This is a genomic window from Streptomyces sp. NPDC053432 (genome assembly GCF_055585365.1).
Map to the genome: position 1 here is coordinate 38,837 of NZ_JBVJKF010000012.1, position 15,298 is coordinate 54,134.

The window sequence follows — 15,298 nt, forward strand, 5'->3', positions numbered from 1 at the left end:
GACTCAATGGAACGAGGTCCCTCCTTGCACGTGATCACCACTTCCCCCGAGCACGTCACCGCAACCCCGAACGCCACCATGACCGGCCTCGCCGCCCCCAGCCGGGGCAGCGCCGAGCTCAGCACCTGGCACGTCGACATGCCCGCCGGCATCACCGGCCCCGAGCACTCCGTCAGCCGCGAGCAGGTCTGGACGGTCACGGCCGGCTCCCTGGAGGTCACCTGCGACGGCCGCACCGAGAAGGTGGCCGCCGGCCAGACCCTGGTCCTGCCGCCCGACGTGGTGCGCCGGATCCACGCCGCCGAACCGTTCCAGGCGTACGTGGCCATGCGCGCGGACGGCGTCGCCTCCGTCCCCGGCACCGAGGGCACCCGCGTCCTGCCCTGGGCGCAGTGAGCCGGCGCGGAGACCCCGCGCCCGTGCGGACCCCCGCCGGGCGGGAGCCGCGGCCGCGTCAGCCGTCCTTGTCCTCGCCCCGCTCGCGCCGCTTCAGCTCCTCCTCGCGGCGGCGCAGGTCGGCCTCCCAGTCCTTGAGGAGGCTCTCGTCCTTCTTGTTCTCCTCGCGAAGGGTCCGGAGGAACTCGGGGTTGTCGTCGGGGGCGACCCACTCGTGGCGGTGGTTGCGGTGCCACTCGGAGGGCGTGCGGCCGTTGGCCGGGGGGCGGCGCATCTTGCCGGCGGCGAACCAGACGATCGGGCCGACGATCCAGAAGAGCAGGATGATGATGACCCAGACGACCTTGGGCAGGTGTTTGGCCTCGTCCTCGGGGGTGTTGAGGCAGTCGATGAACGCGTAGATCGTCAGCACCAGCGGCAGGATGTACAGCAGCGCCCTGAGCATGTGGAACAGCCCCCTGGAAACAATGGCGGGGTTCGATTCGACGGCCCCGGTGACGGGCTCAGCGTAGCCGGTGACCGATACTGGCCCCTATGGCTTACGACGATCTCCGCTCGCTGCTCCGGGCTCTGGAGCGAGAAGGCGACCTCAAGCGCATCAAGGCCGAAGTCGACCCGTACCTGGAGGTCGGGGAGATCGTCGACAGGGTGAACAAGGCGGGGGGTCCCGCGCTCCTCTTCGAGAACGTCAAGGGCTCGGCGATGCCGCTGGCCATGAACGTCTTCGGGACCGACCGCCGCCTGCTGAAGGCCCTGGGCCTGAAGTCGTACGGCGAGATCAGCGAGAAGATCGGCGGCCTGCTCAAGCCCGAGCTGCCGCAGGGCTTCATCGGGGTCCGCGAGGCCTTCGGAAAGCTCGGCTCGATGGTCCACGTCCCTCCGAAGAAGGTGAAGGGCGACTCCGCACCCGTGCAGGAGGTCGTGCTCACCGGCGACGACGTCGACCTCGACCGGCTGCCGGCCCTCTTCACCTGGCCGAAGGACGGCGGCTCCTTCTTCAACCTCGGCCTCACCCACACCAAGCACCCCGAGACGGGCGTGCGTAACCTCGGCCTCTACCGCCTCCAGCGCCACGACAAGCGCACCATCGGCATGCACTGGCAGATCCACAAGGACAGCCGCAACCACTACGCGGTCGCCGCCAAGCGCGGCGAGCGGCTGCCCGTCGCGATCGCCTTCGGCTGCCCGCCGGCCGTGACGTACGCGTCGACCGCACCGCTGCCGGGCGACATCGACGAGTACCTCTTCGCCGGGTTCGTGGCGGGCAAGCGGATCGAGATGGTCGACTGCAAGACGGTCCCGCTCCAGGTCCCTGCCCACGCCGAGGTCGTCATCGAGGGCTGGCTGGAGCCGGGGGAGATGCTCCCCGAGGGCCCCTTCGGCGACCACACCGGCTTCTACACCCCGCAGGAGCCGTTCCCCGCGCTGAAGATCGACTGCGTGACGATGCGGAAGCGTCCGCTGCTCCAGTCGATCGTCGTCGGCCGACCGCCGACGGAGGACGGCCCGCTGGGCCGCGCGACGGAGCGGTTCTTCCTCCCGCTCCTCAAGATCATCGTGCCGGACATCGTGGACTACCACCTGCCCGAGTCGGGCGGCTTCCACAACTGCGCGATCGTCTCGATCGACAAGAAGTACCCGAAGCACGCGCAGAAGGTCATGCACGCCATCTGGGGCGCGCACATGATGTCGCTGACCAAGCTGATCATCGTGGTGGACTCCGACTGCGACGTCCACGACCTGCACGAGGTGTCCTGGCGGGCCCTCGGCAACACGGACTACTCCCGCGACCTCACCGTCGTCGAAGGCCCGGTCGACCACCTCGACCACGCCTCGTACCAGCAGTTCTGGGGCGGCAAGGCGGGCATCGATGCGACGAAGAAGCTCCCCGAGGAGGGCTACACCCGCGACGGCGGCTGGCCCGACATGGTCGAGTCCGACCCGGCCACGGCCGCCCTCGTCGACCGCCGCTGGAAGGAGTACGGCCTGTGAGCCCCGTATCCATGGGCGGCCCCGCCCTCTTCATCGGTGACGCCACGTACGTCGCCCTCGTGCGCCCGCAGCTCGACCCCGCCGACCCGGGCGTCCGGCTGGCCGCCGAGCAGGCAGGCGTGAGCCCCGAGGAGTTCGCGGGCCCCGGGAACCTGTGGGCGCTGATGCTGGACCAGGAGGACGGCGAGGGCGGCGGCTTCGAACTGCCGGGCCTGCGCGACGCCGAGGCCGAGCACTTCGCCGAGCAGCTCCGCCTCGCGCTGGGCAGCGGCGAGCCCTTCACGATCGAGGCCGGCTCCGTGCTCAGCCTCGCGGCCCGCCCGGCCGGCGCCGACGGCCACGCCTTCACGGCCCACGTCACCCCGACCGAGGGCGAGGACATGGAGCCGGTGACCCTGGACCTGGGCGTCCTGCCCGACGCGACCTTGATGGCGGACCTCGACGACTTCCGCAGGAGCCTCGCGTGATGACGACCGCCGACGGAGTGGTCGGCCAGGGTCCCGCGCCGGAGGCGACCAACAAGGTCAAGGCGTTCCTGAGGCTCGTGATGATCGAGCACTCGGTCTTCGCGCTGCCCTTCGCCTACATCGCCGCGCTCACCGCCATGTTCCAGCTGGACCGAACCGTGCACTGGGGCACGCTGCTGCTCGTCACCGTCTGCATGGTGGGGCTGCGGACCTTCGCGATGGCCGCGAACCGGATCATCGACCGCGAGATCGACGCCCGCAACCCCCGCACCGCCGGCCGCGAACTGGTCACCGGCGCGGTGTCGGTGCGCTCCGCGTGGACCGGCGCCGGGATCGCGCTCGCCGTGTTCCTCGGCTCGGCGGCGCTGCTGAACCCGCTCTGCCTGGCGCTCGCGCCCGTCGCCGTCGTCCCGATGGTCGTCTACCCGTACGGCAAGCGGTTCACGAACTTCCCGCACGCCATCCTGGGCCTCGCCCAGGCGATAGGGCCCGTCGGGGCCTGGCTGGCCGTCACCGGGGAGTGGTCCTGGGACGCGGTCGTCCTCGGCCTCGCGGTGGGCGTGTGGATCGGCGGCTTCGACCTGATCTTCGCCAGCCAGGACGTGGCGGCCGACCGCGCCGAGGGCGTCAGGTCGGTCCCGGCCCGCTACGGCGTGGCCGCCGCGCTCTGGGGCGCCCGCGGCGCGCACGTCGTCACCACGGCCCTGCTGGCCTGGTACGGCCTCGCCACCGGCGCGGGGGCGTTCTTCTGGGCGGGCCTGCTGATCGTGGTCTGCGCCTTCTTCTACGAGCACAGCATCGTGACGCCGCACGACCTCTCCCGCCTGAACCGCGCCTTCTTCACCGTCAACGGCTTCATCGGGATCGCCCTGTTCGTGTGTGCGCTGCTGGATCTCACGGTTCGGGGTCTGACCTTCTGACTACCGTGCGGCCTACCATCGAGTGCATGGACAGGGAGGCCGACGTGACCGTCTCGGAGAGCGACCGCCTGCACTCACAGCTCAGCCGGTTCGAGGACATGTTCCCGGGCTACCGGATGGAGATTGTCGAGGGCGCCATCATGATGAGTCCGGTCAAACCGCACCACAACGAAACGATCTTCGAAGTGCGCAACGCTTTGAAGGCTCAGCTTTCCGCGGAGTGGGGTCTGATCAGCGATGTCGCCGTGCCGTTCGATGACGACAACGAACTCTGCCCGGACCTTGCCGTCATCCCCAATGCCGAACGCCGCAAAAACCTCAGCGCCTACTCGCCCGACCTGATCGAGCTGGCTGTCGAGGTGGTGTCCCCCAGCAGCGTCCACAACGACTACGAGGTCAAGGACCGCGCCTACGCCCGCCGAGGCATCCCCCACTACCTGATCTTCGACCCGTACAAGGCGCACTGCGTCACCCTGTGGAACCCGGGGCCGGACGGCTACCTCGGCCGGGACACCATCCGGTACGGCGGGACCGTCGTCGTCGAGACGGGCATCGGGAAGGTCACGATCGACACCTCCACCCTGCCCGTCGACCCCGCCGTCAGCTGATCAGAGCCGGCCGGCGAGGTGCCGGGCGGCGGAAGTACAGGGCCGTGACGACGCCCGCCACCAGGCCGCAGAGGTGGCCCTGCCAGCTGACTTCGGTGTTCGTGGGCAGGATGCCGAGGAAGAAGGAGCCGCCCCAGATCGCCGCGATCACCACGCCCACCACGATGCCGAGCGTCCGGCGCTCGACGAAGCCGCGGACGACGAGGTAGCCGAAGAGGCCGAAGACCAGGCCGGAGGCGCCCGCGGTCATCGTGTTCGGGGGTGCGATGAGCCAGATGCCGATCCCGTCGGCCAGGATGATCAGAGCGCTGACGGAGAGGAAGCGGCGTATCCCGCTGAGAGCCGCGGTGAAGCCGAAGATCAGCAGCGGCACGCTGTTGCCCGCCACGTGCCCGAAGCCGAAGTGCAGGAACGGGGCGGTGAGGATGCCGCCGAGTCCGTCGGGGTCGCGCGGGGTGATCCCGTACGCGTCCAGCGCGTGCCCGGTGGCGTAGTCGACCGCCTCGATCACCCACAGCAGTGCCACCCAGCCGAGCATCAGCTTGGCCGCGGCCTTCGCACGGCCGCCCTGCGTCCAGCTCTCTGCCGTCGTCGTGCTCGCGGTCATGATCGTCCCCGTCCCCCGTGCCGTCCCACCCTCTGGAACGTGCGGCCACCTTAGCGAGTGCCCGCCCACGGTGGCCGGATAGTCTCGGAGGTATGACTGAGCGCAAGCGCACCCCGTGGGTGGTCGGGGTTTCCGGTGCCTCCGGGACGCCGTACGCGGCGGCGGTGCTCCGCGGGCTGCTCGCGGCGGGGGAGAGCGTCGACCTGGTCGTGAGCCGGGCTTCGAGGCTCACCCTGTTGGACGAGACGGGAATCGCCTTCCGGGACGCGCACTGGCGGGAGGACCTGGGGGAGTGGCTGGAGCGCGGGGCCGACGGCAAGCCCGCCGCCTTCGCGAGGCCGGAACTGGACGACGTCCGCTACTGGGGTGCCGGGGACCTGGCGGCCGGGCCGAGCTCGGGCTCGTACCCCGTCAAGGGGATGCTGATCGTGCCGGCGTCCACGGCCTGTGTGGCGGGGGTGGCGCTCGGGCTGTCGAAGGACCTGCTCCAGCGCGTCGCGAGCGTGACGCTCAAGGAGCGGCGTCGGCTGGTGGTCGCGGTGCGGGAGACCCCGCTGAACGGGCAGACGCTGAAGCATCTCGTGGCGCTGGACGAGGCGGGCGCGATCGTGCTGCCCGCCTCTCCGGCGTTCTACGCGGGTGCGACGCACATCCAGGACCTGGTGGACTTCGTCGCGGGGCGGGTGCTCGACGCGGCAGGGGTGCCGCACAAGCTGTACCGCCGCTGGGAGGGGGAGCTCGGTGGAGCCCGCCCCGGTGATTAGCGCTTCTTGGCGGTGCGCGGCTTGCGGGTCCTGTCGACCCGGTGCGCGGCGGACGGCTGGTCGGTGCGGGATCGGTTGGCCAGCTCCTGGAGCTGTCGCATGTGCGCGTAGGCCATCTCGATCGTGTACACGGTGAACCACTCCTGAAGATCGTCATTGATCTGTTGAAAGATTCACAGGGTGTTGACCCTGTGCGCCTTTGATTCTATACCTAGACTTGCAGGATCGCCGAATAATGGAAGGCTCCACGTAATGGACACGGTGGACAGGCAGCTCATCCAGGCACTCCGGGAAAACGGCCGTGCCTCGTACGCGGAGCTGGGCCGTCTCGTGGGCCTCTCCGGCCCCAGCGTCACCGACCGCATCAACCGGCTGGAGACGGCCGGCGTGATCACCGGCTACCGCGCGACCGTGGACTCGGCCTCGCTCGGCCTCGGCGTCACGGCGCTGATCGGCATCTCCCTCTCCGACGCGGCGGACCACGAGGACGTCGCCCGCCGGCTGCGCGACCTCGCCGAGATCGAGGACTGCTGGTTCATCGCCGGTGACGACTCCTTCATGCTGAAGGTCCGCGCCAACGACGTGGACGGCCTGGAGAAGATCATCCGCAAGCTCTCCGGTACCAAGGGCGTCTCGCGCACCCGTACCACGATCGTGCTGTCCACCAAGTGGGAGAACCGGGTCGGGGAACTGCCCGAAGAGGCCTGAGAGTACGGTGGGTGACGGTTCCAGGACAGGCGTAAAAGGGATACAGGGAGGCGACCGGTACATGGACGCTGGGCTCAAGCGCGAGCTGGAGGAGAAGGTCCGCTCCGGCGAGCGGCTGACCCGTGAGGACGGCATCGCCCTCTACGAGTCGGACGACCTGGCCTGGCTCGGTGGCCTCGCCCACGAGGTGCGCACCCGCAAGAACGGCGACGTCGTCCACTTCAACGTCAACCGTCACCTCAACATGACGAACGTGTGCACCGCCTCGTGCGCGTACTGCTCGTTCCAGCGCAAGCCGGGCGAGAAGGACGCGTACACGATGCGCATCGAGGAGGCCGTGCGCCTGGCCAAGGCCATGGAGAACGAGAACCTCACCGAGCTGCACATCGTCAACGGCCTGCACCCGAACCTGCCGTGGCGCTACTACCCGCGCTCGCTGTCGGAGCTGAAGAAGGCGCTGCCGGACGTCTCGCTGAAGGCGTTCACGGCGACGGAGATCCACCACTTCGAGACGATCTCGGGCATGTCGGCCTCCGACATCCTCGACGAGCTGATCGAGGCCGGCCTGGAGTCGCTCACCGGCGGCGGCGCGGAGATCTTCGACTGGGAGGTGCGCCAGCACATCGTCGACCACCGCACCCACTGGGAGGACTGGTCGCGCATCCACCGTCTGGCGCACGAGAAGGGCCTCAAGACCCCTTCGACGATGCTCTACGGGCACATCGAGGAGCCGCGCCACCGCGTGGACCACGTGCTGCGGCTGCGCGAGCTCCAGGACGAGACCGGCGGCTTCCAGGTCTTCATCCCGCTGCGCTACCAGCACGACTTCGTGGACATGAAGGACGGCAAGGTACGCAACAAGCTCCAGGCGCGGACGACGATGGCGACGGGCGCCGAGGCCCTGAAGACCTTCGCGGTCTCCCGGCTGCTCTTCGACAACGTCCCGCACGTCAAGGTCTTCTGGGTGATGCACGGCGTGCAGACCGCGCAGCTCGCGCTCCAGCACGGCGCCGACGACATGGACGGCTCGGTCGTCGAGTACAAGATCACGCATGACGCGGACAACTACGGCACCCCGAACAAGCTGAGCCGCGAGGACCTCCTCGACCTGATCCGCGAGGCGGGCTTCCGCCCGGTCGAGCGCAACACGCGGTACGAGATCATCCGCGAGTACCCCGGCCCGGAGGCCGGCCTGCGCGAGACCCCGCAGGCGATGCGCGTCTGACCTCGCGGTCCGGCGCGGGACGACCGTCCGCAGAGCACCGAAGCCCCGATCCGCGCGGATCGGGGCTTCGGTGCTTCTGGACCGGGGCAGATGTAATAGATAAACTGCGTGTGTGTCTATTACTTTCACCCTGGATCCCGTCGTCGACCCCGCCCTGCACGGCGGCATCCTCGACCTGTGGACGGACGTCACCAACACGGGCGGCGCCGTCGGCTTCGTCGCACCGGTGACCCGGGACGACATCCGGCCGCAGCTGATCAAACAGCTCGCCGCGGTCGCCGCCGGGGAGATGCGGCTGCTCGTCGGGCGTGACGAGCGGGGCGAGGTGGCCGCCACCTCCTTCCTCGCCTTCAACACGCACCGGCTCCAGCTCCACTGGCTCTGGGCGTACACGGTGATGGTCCACCCCCGCCACCAGGGCAAGGGGTACGGCCGCGACCTGATGGCCGCGACGGAGGCCGCGGCCCGCTCCTTCGGCGGCATCGAGGCGATCCGCCTCGGCGCCCGCGGCGGCCACGGACTGGAGCACTTCTACGCGGCCTGCGGCTACAAGGAGGTCGGCCGCGTCCCCGACGCCATCCGCGTGGCGGAGGGCGACTACCGCGACGACATCACCATGCTGCTGCCCCTGCGCTGACCGACCCCGCGGGCAGGGAGCGGGGCCCCGGCGTGCTTCACTGGACGGGCACGCAGGCGCGTGACGCCGCAGAACCGACGAGAGAGAAGGGGTCACCGTGTCCCTCAAGCCGAGCGCAACGATCCGCTACACCGCGATGCGGCTGGGCATCTTCGTCGGATGCCTCGCCCTCGTCGCCGGGCTCGTCCGCCTCGGCTGGGTGCCCTCCGGACTCGGGGACTCCAACCCCGTCTGGCTCGTGCTGCTGGCCCTCGTGCTCTCCGCCCCGCTGTCCTTCGTCCTCCTGCGCAAGCAGCGCGACGAGATGTCCGTGCAGATCTCCGGACGCGTCGCGGGTGCGAAGCAGAAGCTGGCCGCGAACCGCAGCCAGGAGGACGTGGCCGACGACGCGGCGCGCGCGAACTCGTAAGGCCCCAGTTAGTTTCATCACACACCGAAGGCCCCAGCACCGGGAACACCGCCCGCAGTGCTGGGGCTTCGGCGTTCTCCGGCACGGCCGGAAGGGGTCTCGCGCCCCCTTGTCTCAAAGTACGCCTTTGAGATTCCCAAAGGAGAAGTGTTAGCGTGTTCAACATGTTGACCACAGCTGCGCACCCGATGACCACGAGCGTCCCGCTCGTGGCGCGCCTGCACGTCGACCTCTGCCGCCGCGCGTCCGCGGCCTGTTGCTGTTGAGCTGAACTCGCACAGCAGCGGTCCCGGCCGGCCCTTTTCCTGGCTGCTGCCGCACCGCACCACCACGCAGAACCGCCCCCCTTCTTTTCCCTGTGCGCCACCACCGGAGAGTGTCCGTGTCCGCGACCGTGCCCGCGTCCCCCCAGGCCCCCGGCAGCAGCCCTGCCAAGGCCTCGTTCAAGTTCCCCTTCTGGGCCCAGATCGTCGCCGGTCTCGCCCTCGGCGTCCTCTTCGGATGGATAGCCCGCAGTCAGGACGTCAGCTGGCTCGGCACCACCCTGGAGAAGGTCGGCGACATCTTCGTCCAGCTGCTGAAGCTGGCCATCGCCCCGCTCGTCTTCTTCGCGATCCTGGTGTCCATCACCAACCTGCGGAAGGTCAACAACGCGGCCCGCCTGGCCTCCCGCACGCTGCTCTGGTTCATGATCACCTCGCTGATCGCGGTCGGCATCGGCCTCGCGATCGGCCTGCTGACCGACCCCGGCTCCGGCACCGGCCTCACCGCCGCCGACGGCAAGGACCCGAAGAAGACCGGCTCCTGGATCGACTTCCTCACCGGGATCGTCCCGACGGACATCGTCACGCCCTTCACCGAGCTGAAGGTCCTCCAGATCGTCTTCCTGGCCGTCGTCGCCGGCATCGCCGCCCTCCAGCTCGGCGCCAAGGCCAAGCCGGTCCTCGACCTCGCCGAGTCCGCCCTGGAGCTCCTCCAGAAGGCCCTGTGGTGGGTCATCCGCCTTGCCCCGATCGGCACCATCGGCCTGATCGGCACCGCGATCGCCACGTACGGCTGGGAGCTCATCGGCAAGTACGCGACCTTCACCGCCGACATCTACATCGGCTGCGCGATCGTCCTCTTCGGCGTCTACCCGCTCCTGCTCGCCACCGTCGCCAAGGTCAGCCCGCTCCAGTTCTTCAAGGGCGCCTGGCCCGCCATCCAGCTGGCCTTCGTCTCCCGCTCCTCGGTCGGCACCATGCCGGTCACCCAGAAGGTCACCGAGCGCCTCGGCGTCCCGAAGGAGTACGCCTCCTTCGCCGTCCCGTTCGGCGCCACCACCAAGATGGACGGCTGCGCCGCCATCTACCCGGCGCTCGCCGCGATCTTCATCGCGCAGATCTTCGACGTACAGCTGGGCATCAAGGAGTACCTGCTCATCGTCTTCGTCTCGGTCATCGGCTCCGCGGCCACGGCCGGCCTGACGGGCGCGACGGTCATGCTGACGCTGACCCTCTCCACCCTGGGCCTCCCGCTGGCGGGCGTCGGCCTGCTGATGGCGATCGACCCGATCCTGGACATGATGCGCACGGCCACGAACGTGGCGGGCCAGGCCCTGGTCCCGGTGATCGTCTCGGCCCGCGAGGGCATCCTCGACAAGGAGGCCTACGCCACCGCCTCGGCCTCTGCCCTGGACGACGAGCCGGCCCCGTCCGCCGCCCCCGTCGCGGTGGCCGCGTAACCCGATCCCCGCTGCGCCGCAGCCCCCGCCCCCGTCGGGGCGGGGGCTGCGGCGTTCCGGAACCGCTGCGCGGCGGTCGGGCGGGCGGGCTGGCCGGCGTGCTGAGCGGTCATTGCTGCCTCCTGGCAGCCCGGTCGTCCGTGGGGCCAATATGGCGAGGCGGGCGGGGCCGATGCGGGGTCCGTCTGCGCCGTCATCGTTCAGATCGTGATCGACCGGACGTATGCGACCGCGGCGAGCAGCAGCGGCAGGACGTACCACCACTTGCCCATGGTCCGGCGGAACACCGGGAACAGGGAGACGAGCAGCCCGACGAGGCAGATGGCGCCCACGACGTGGGCGCCCGCCTGGATGTCGGCGCGCATGCGGTCGTCGTCCGGGTGTACCTCAGTGATCAGTAGGAGTACACAGAAGTACACAGCCGGCAGGTAGAGGAGCATGAGCGGGATGCCCAGCACCCACTGGAGACACCCCCGATCCTCGGGCAAATCGATGTTCTCGCGGCGGAGCCTCATCGCATTGCTTCCTTCGCTTGTCCGAGGTTGTTGACGAACCGGTCACCGTATCCCTGTGCCTTGCCCAGGTCCCAGTACGGGCCCCCGTTGTAGCGCGCGGCGATCTCCCGCTTCTGGGCCTCGGTGAGCTGGTCCGCGGGGACGTCGGCGAAGCTCGTCTCCTGCTTGATCTGGGCCAGATAGGCGCCGGCGATGAAGGCGTTCTCCTTCGGGTCCTGGAGCGCCTGCTCCACCAGACCGCGTTGCTTCTCGGTGAGGTGCTCGGGGTCGTAGCCCAACACCTCGGCACCGCGCCGCAGCTGGATCTGGATGGGACCGTACGAGGTCTCGTCCGACTTGCCGCCGAATCGGTCCGGGAGGTTCTCCGAGGAGATGGGGCTCAATCCCCAAGGAGCCTCAGCCTGTTCGCGCAGCGCGCCTGTGATGTCGTCGGCGAAGCCGGGCTGCCAGCCTCCGACCTCCTGCCAGGCCACACCGGCGAGGAGGTCCTCCGGCACCCCGGCGTGCGCGGCAGCCGCCCGGAGGATCTCCTTGTTCTGAGAGATCCAGTCGGCGCGCATACTGTCGGTGACGTTCGGGATGAAGTAGTTGTCGGCTCCGTCGGGCAGGCCTGCCGTTTTCATCCGGATGTCCCGTAGCTGCGGTGAGATCAGGGTGTCCGGGCCGACCGGCCCCGCCATCTGCCGCTTCGGACCGCTGCCCGGGAGGTGGGTCAGTGGGCTGCCTGCGGCTTCTGCCGTCTCCCGGCGAAGGTCCGCCATCGCGGCGTACAGGTCGGGTCGGCTACTGCCACCCTTCACGGTGAACTCGGGCAGTAGTTCGTACGCCTGCTTCAGTGCGTGCACGCAGGTGCTGCGTGCCTCCTGCTCGGTGGTCTTCGCCAGGTGGAAGCTGCCGCCCGCGTCGTCGTGGAGGCGGTTGGCTTCGTCGCGGATGTCGTCCACGTCCATGGTGAGCTCGGCCAGCCCGTCGAGGAAGCCGGTCGTCGCCCGCATGTCCTCCCACTGGCACATCGGCTCGGCCTCCTGCGCCGTGCGCGTGATGGCCATGCCCTTGGTGGCGATGAGCGCGGCCAGCTTCCGCTCGGAGCCCTTGCCGTTCGAGTAGTGGGACTTGGCGGTCGTCAGGGCCAGTGCGTAGGCGTGCAGGGCGCTCGATGCCTTGTCGTACCCCTCGGCGATGTGCTCCACGAGCTGCCGGGCCTCGGAGAGGCGAGCGGTGTAGGTGTGGCTGCCGTCGCTGTGCCACTCCGTACCGGTCTCGGCGCGACGGGCCGGCTCGCCGACCTGTACGAGGAGATCGCGCAGCCGCTTGAACTCGGCGGCATTGCGCTCCACCAGCGCCGGGTTGCACTCCTCCAGGAACTGGACGTCCTTGCGGTGGCTCAGACTCATTTGGACTCCGGTTTCACGTACTGGCCGTCGTCGAGGATGCCGTCGAGGAAGGCGCGGGCCGTCCCGTCGTCGACCTGGGCGAAAGTGGTGCCGGTGGTCTTCAGGCGGGTGGCCAGGGCGGCGAACAGGGCGACGGTGTCCTTGAACTGGTCGTCGGCGAAGCGGGCGAAGCGGAGCGTTTGTGCCGAGACGTCCTCGTGCGCGCGCGGTGCGCGGGCCATGGTGCTCGCGTCGCCGTCCGGGCGGCCCTCGTGGAGGAGAGCGGCGATCTCGATGAGGAGGTTGGCGTTGCCGTTGATGGACGAGGCCCCGGCCACCAGAGTCCCGGCCGCGCCGCCGCCACCCGCGTCGGGCGCCACGTGGTTGAGCCGCATGGCGGGCGGCTGCTGCCCGGTCATCGCGGCAGCCTTGTGCCCTGCCCATTCTTCGTCGAACGACATGTATCCCCTGGAGAGTTGATGCATGGACATGACCCGAATCGGATGGTCATGTCCATGCATGGAGACGTGGGATGGGGATCCTATGGTTCCGCAACGACATCCGGCAGGGGCCCTATAGTCGACGTTTGTTGATCAACTGGACTTGTACGGAGGGAAGATGGCGGTACGGGAGGTACGCGCGGCGGCGCAGATCATCGGACGGCGCAACGCGCTGCGCTACCTGGCGATCGGTGTCGCCGGCTCGCTGGTCGCGGCGTGCGGAGGTAAGGGCGGGGGCGCGGCCCCGGCGCCGGGGGCGTCCTCGGGGGCTCCGGCTCCGGCCCCGTCGTCGCCCCCCGCGTCCCCGTCCCCGATCGCCCGGGCCTTCGACGCGTTCATCGGGGGCACCTGGAAGCTGGAGTCGACGACGCCCGGCAGCAAGACGGTCCACGGCACGGCGACGGTGATGGCCCCGCCCGGGGGCAACGGCGGTTTCACCATCGTCTGGGACGCCGACGGTGAGCAGGTCACGTGGACGGGGCAGTGGCTGCTGCGCGGCGGCCACCTGAGCTACCAGCTCTTCGTGGGCAGCAAGGAGATGAAGAAGCTGAGCGGCGGCGAGGCGCTGACGGTCCCGGGGACGGTGGAGGACACCGCCTCGCTGACGTTGCCGTGGAAGCCGCCGGAGGCGAGGACCGCAGGCGGCCAGCAGCTGAAGGTGACCTACAAGAACAACGTCCTGCGGATCGTCCACGACGACGGCCACGGCAGCGAGTCGGTGCACGTGTGCACGCGGGCCTGACGGTTGTCGCCGTCGCCGTCAGCTGCCGGACGCGTGGGTCACGAAACCGGCCCATGCGTGGCGGCCGATGGTGAGGTGGGGGAGTCGGGTGTCCTTGGAGTCCCGGACCAGGACGGCGGCGGGCGCGGCGGCCACCTCGACGCAGTCGTTGATGTCGCCGCTGTCGCTGTAGCTGCTCTTGAACCAGGCGACCTCGACGCAGGAGTCGCCCTCGCTCCCATCGCTGTAGCTGCTCTTGAACCAGTGCAGCTCGGTGGTGTCGGTCATGTTTCTCCCAGCAGTCCCTCGATGAAGCCCTGCGTCTCCCGGGGCGTGAGCGCCTGGGCTCGGATCATGCCATAGCGCAGCTCAAGGATCCGGAGCTGCCGTGGGTCGGAGACCGGGCGCCCACTGAAGGCGCCTTCCGATCGACCTACCGCTGTGCCGTCTACGAACTTCAGTACCTCGATCCCGCCGTCCATGCCGGCGTGCACCTCGCGGTTGGTCGGCATTACTTGGAGGGCCGCGTGACGCAATCGGCTGACGTCCAGCAGGCGTTCGAGCTGTTGCCGCCACACCATTGTGCCCCCGATGGGGCGCCGCAGGGTGGCCTCCTCCTGGACGATGCTGAGTGAGGGAGCGGGTTCCCGCGCGAAGATGGTGCGCCGGGCCATGCGGGCCGCCACGTAGCGCTCGACCTCGTCCTGGCTGTAGGCGGGCTGTCGCATCTCGAAGAGCGCCCGGGCATAGTCCTCCGTCTGCAGGAGACCGTGTATCCCGTGGACCCGGTAGGCCCCGATCTCGACTGCCTGACGTTCGCGGTTCGCCAGGTCGCGGACCTTCTTCGGGTAGCGGACCTGTTCCATGTCCGTCTTCATCGCGACGATCTTCCCGCCCGCCCGAAGGGCCTCGTCCACCTTGTCCAGGTATTCGGGACGGGGGATCCGCTTGCCCGCCTCGACCTTGCGGACGAGGTCCTCTCCGTAGCCGATCTGTGTACCGAGGTCGGCGGCCCTGACCCTCGCCTCTTCACGCCATACCTTGAGCTGGCGGCCGAGCGCGGCCAGGACGGCCACCCCCTGCTCGTCGTCAGGATCGACCTCCCAGCCCGCGTCTTCCGTACCGTCGCCGTCCACGCTCATGCGCACCCACCTCCGCCGGACCGAACTTCTCAACGCTCCGTTCCCCGGGCCCGGGCAGGACAGCCCGGACAGCGTCGGACAGCGGCCGGACAAAAGCCGGACGCAAGGGCGTCGTCCCTTCTCACGGTACGCACGGATGGCCACGCTGAGTGACGTGATCCTTCAACTCGCCGATTTCCACGTCCAGCTGTCCTCGACCCCTCGCGGGCCCGACTCGGCCGCATGCTCGCCGTCGAGCAACTCCGCGCCTGGGGACTCCCCTTGGAGGTCCCGGCCCAGATCGTCGCCGAGCTCGCCGCCAACGCCGTGACCCACGGCCGGGTCGCCGGGAGGGACTTCCGGCTGGCTCTCACCGTCACCTCCGGCACGCTCCTCATCGAGGTGACGGATACCCGGGGTGACCGGATCCCGGAGATCCGCGACCCGGGGCGGGGGCTCGTGATCGTCGAAGGGCTCGCGGACCGTTGGGGCGTAAGGGAAGGACCGGTTCCCTGCAAGGTGGTGTGGGCGGAGGTAGTGCTGAACACCGCGTCCCGGGGCTCCGCGACCCGGCGTGCTTAGACGTATAAGGCTTCAAAGAACCGGGAGAAA

General features: G+C 69.3%; 21 protein-coding genes. 13 read left to right on the forward strand and 8 right to left on the reverse strand.

Going from position 1 to position 15,298, the window contains the following annotated elements; all coding sequences use genetic code 11:
- Nucleotides 1–30: 30 nt before the first annotated feature.
- Nucleotides 31–396, forward strand: coding sequence for a cupin domain-containing protein (locus tag ACZ6Y1_RS20725; protein ID WP_469631576.1), 366 nt, complete (start codon nucleotides 31–33; stop codon nucleotides 394–396).
- Between the two features lie 58 nt (nucleotides 397–454).
- Here the strand turns inward: ACZ6Y1_RS20725 and ACZ6Y1_RS20730 are convergent, their stop codons facing one another.
- Nucleotides 455–841, reverse strand: a complete 387-nt coding sequence (locus ACZ6Y1_RS20730; protein ID WP_469631579.1) for a PLD nuclease N-terminal domain-containing protein — start codon at nucleotides 839–841, stop codon at nucleotides 455–457.
- Between the two features lie 89 nt (nucleotides 842–930).
- Between ACZ6Y1_RS20730 and ACZ6Y1_RS20735 the strand changes: the two genes are divergently transcribed.
- From ACZ6Y1_RS20735 to ACZ6Y1_RS20750, 4 genes are read left to right on the forward strand one after another with little or no spacing between them, the layout of a single operon-like run.
- Nucleotides 931–2,388: a menaquinone biosynthesis decarboxylase gene (locus ACZ6Y1_RS20735; protein ID WP_469631582.1), complete on the forward strand. Its 1,458-nt coding sequence runs from the start codon at nucleotides 931–933 to the stop codon at nucleotides 2,386–2,388.
- The gene (locus ACZ6Y1_RS20740; RefSeq protein ID WP_469631585.1) at nucleotides 2,385–2,855 is read left to right on the forward strand and encodes a hypothetical protein; all 471 of its coding nucleotides are present in this window, start codon (nucleotides 2,385–2,387) and stop codon (nucleotides 2,853–2,855) included. The genes ACZ6Y1_RS20735 and ACZ6Y1_RS20740 overlap by 4 nt, the downstream gene beginning before the upstream one ends.
- Nucleotides 2,855–3,775 carry a menaquinone biosynthesis prenyltransferase MqnP gene (gene mqnP / locus ACZ6Y1_RS20745; RefSeq protein ID WP_469631589.1) on the forward strand — a complete coding sequence of 307 codons (921 nt, stop codon included), beginning with the start codon at nucleotides 2,855–2,857 and terminating at the stop codon, nucleotides 3,773–3,775. The genes ACZ6Y1_RS20740 and mqnP overlap by 1 nt, the downstream gene beginning before the upstream one ends.
- Before the next feature lie 26 nt (nucleotides 3,776–3,801).
- Complete coding sequence (locus tag ACZ6Y1_RS20750) at nucleotides 3,802–4,383, forward strand: Uma2 family endonuclease (protein WP_469631592.1); 582 nt, start codon at nucleotides 3,802–3,804, stop codon at nucleotides 4,381–4,383.
- Here ACZ6Y1_RS20750 and ACZ6Y1_RS20755 read toward each other — a convergent pair.
- Complete coding sequence (locus ACZ6Y1_RS20755) at nucleotides 4,376–4,990, reverse strand: rhomboid family intramembrane serine protease (RefSeq protein WP_469631595.1); 615 nt, start codon at nucleotides 4,988–4,990, stop codon at nucleotides 4,376–4,378. The genes ACZ6Y1_RS20750 and ACZ6Y1_RS20755 overlap by 8 nt on opposite strands.
- 92 nt (nucleotides 4,991–5,082) lie before the next feature.
- On the opposite strand from ACZ6Y1_RS20755, the gene ACZ6Y1_RS20760 reads away from it, so the two are divergent.
- The gene (locus tag ACZ6Y1_RS20760; RefSeq protein ID WP_469631598.1) at nucleotides 5,083–5,754 is read left to right on the forward strand and encodes a UbiX family flavin prenyltransferase; all 672 of its coding nucleotides are present in this window, start codon (nucleotides 5,083–5,085) and stop codon (nucleotides 5,752–5,754) included.
- On the opposite strand, the gene ACZ6Y1_RS20765 is transcribed toward ACZ6Y1_RS20760, so the two are convergent.
- The gene (locus ACZ6Y1_RS20765; RefSeq protein ID WP_469283672.1) at nucleotides 5,751–5,885 is read right to left on the reverse strand and encodes a hypothetical protein; all 135 of its coding nucleotides are present in this window, start codon (nucleotides 5,883–5,885) and stop codon (nucleotides 5,751–5,753) included. The two genes, ACZ6Y1_RS20760 and ACZ6Y1_RS20765, sit on opposite strands and share 4 nt — an antisense overlap.
- A gap of 121 nt (nucleotides 5,886–6,006) precedes the next feature.
- Between ACZ6Y1_RS20765 and ACZ6Y1_RS20770 the strand changes: the two genes are divergently transcribed.
- The 5 genes from ACZ6Y1_RS20770 (at nucleotide 6,007) to ACZ6Y1_RS20790 (ending at nucleotide 10,456) form a co-directional block, all read left to right on the forward strand.
- A complete protein-coding gene (locus ACZ6Y1_RS20770) occupies nucleotides 6,007–6,462 on the forward strand; it encodes an Lrp/AsnC family transcriptional regulator (RefSeq protein WP_030009228.1) in 456 nt (151 codons plus the stop codon).
- A gap of 61 nt (nucleotides 6,463–6,523) precedes the next feature.
- The gene (gene mqnE / locus ACZ6Y1_RS20775) at nucleotides 6,524–7,687 is read left to right on the forward strand and encodes an aminofutalosine synthase MqnE (RefSeq protein WP_469631603.1); all 1,164 of its coding nucleotides are present in this window, start codon (nucleotides 6,524–6,526) and stop codon (nucleotides 7,685–7,687) included.
- A 112-nt stretch (nucleotides 7,688–7,799) separates the two neighbouring features.
- A complete protein-coding gene (locus ACZ6Y1_RS20780; protein WP_469631606.1) occupies nucleotides 7,800–8,324 on the forward strand; it encodes a GNAT family N-acetyltransferase in 525 nt (174 codons plus the stop codon).
- Between the two features lie 97 nt (nucleotides 8,325–8,421).
- Nucleotides 8,422–8,733 (forward strand): DUF4229 domain-containing protein, encoded by a 312-nt coding sequence (locus ACZ6Y1_RS20785; protein ID WP_469631609.1) that lies wholly within the window; start codon nucleotides 8,422–8,424, stop codon nucleotides 8,731–8,733.
- A gap of 394 nt (nucleotides 8,734–9,127) precedes the next feature.
- The gene (locus ACZ6Y1_RS20790) at nucleotides 9,128–10,456 is read left to right on the forward strand and encodes a dicarboxylate/amino acid:cation symporter (protein ID WP_469632041.1); all 1,329 of its coding nucleotides are present in this window, start codon (nucleotides 9,128–9,130) and stop codon (nucleotides 10,454–10,456) included.
- 200 nt (nucleotides 10,457–10,656) lie between these two features.
- Here the strand turns inward: ACZ6Y1_RS20790 and ACZ6Y1_RS20795 are convergent, their stop codons facing one another.
- From ACZ6Y1_RS20795 to ACZ6Y1_RS20805, 3 genes are read right to left on the reverse strand one after another with little or no spacing between them, the layout of a single operon-like run.
- The gene (locus ACZ6Y1_RS20795; RefSeq protein ID WP_469631612.1) at nucleotides 10,657–10,971 is read right to left on the reverse strand and encodes a hypothetical protein; all 315 of its coding nucleotides are present in this window, start codon (nucleotides 10,969–10,971) and stop codon (nucleotides 10,657–10,659) included.
- A complete protein-coding gene (locus ACZ6Y1_RS20800; protein ID WP_469631615.1) occupies nucleotides 10,968–12,365 on the reverse strand; it encodes a hypothetical protein in 1,398 nt (465 codons plus the stop codon). The genes ACZ6Y1_RS20795 and ACZ6Y1_RS20800 overlap by 4 nt, the downstream gene beginning before the upstream one ends.
- Nucleotides 12,362–12,835, reverse strand: a complete 474-nt coding sequence (locus ACZ6Y1_RS20805) for a hypothetical protein (RefSeq protein WP_469631618.1) — start codon at nucleotides 12,833–12,835, stop codon at nucleotides 12,362–12,364. Before ACZ6Y1_RS20805 ends, ACZ6Y1_RS20800 begins: the two co-directional genes overlap by 4 nt.
- A 127-nt stretch (nucleotides 12,836–12,962) precedes the next feature.
- Between ACZ6Y1_RS20805 and ACZ6Y1_RS20810 the strand changes: the two genes are divergently transcribed.
- Nucleotides 12,963–13,586 carry a hypothetical protein gene (locus tag ACZ6Y1_RS20810; protein ID WP_469631621.1) on the forward strand — a complete coding sequence of 208 codons (624 nt, stop codon included), beginning with the start codon at nucleotides 12,963–12,965 and terminating at the stop codon, nucleotides 13,584–13,586.
- Nucleotides 13,587–13,604: 18 nt separating this feature from the next.
- Here the strand turns inward: ACZ6Y1_RS20810 and ACZ6Y1_RS20815 are convergent, their stop codons facing one another.
- On the reverse strand, nucleotides 13,605–13,853 hold the full coding sequence (locus ACZ6Y1_RS20815; RefSeq protein WP_469631624.1) for a DUF397 domain-containing protein: 249 nt from the start codon (nucleotides 13,851–13,853) through the stop codon (nucleotides 13,605–13,607).
- The gene (locus ACZ6Y1_RS20820; RefSeq protein ID WP_469631627.1) at nucleotides 13,850–14,707 is read right to left on the reverse strand and encodes a helix-turn-helix domain-containing protein; all 858 of its coding nucleotides are present in this window, start codon (nucleotides 14,705–14,707) and stop codon (nucleotides 13,850–13,852) included. The genes ACZ6Y1_RS20815 and ACZ6Y1_RS20820 overlap by 4 nt, the downstream gene beginning before the upstream one ends.
- A gap of 222 nt (nucleotides 14,708–14,929) precedes the next feature.
- Between ACZ6Y1_RS20820 and ACZ6Y1_RS20825 the strand changes: the two genes are divergently transcribed.
- A complete protein-coding gene (locus ACZ6Y1_RS20825) occupies nucleotides 14,930–15,268 on the forward strand; it encodes an ATP-binding protein (protein WP_469631630.1) in 339 nt (112 codons plus the stop codon).
- Nucleotides 15,269–15,298: the final 30 nt, after the last annotated feature.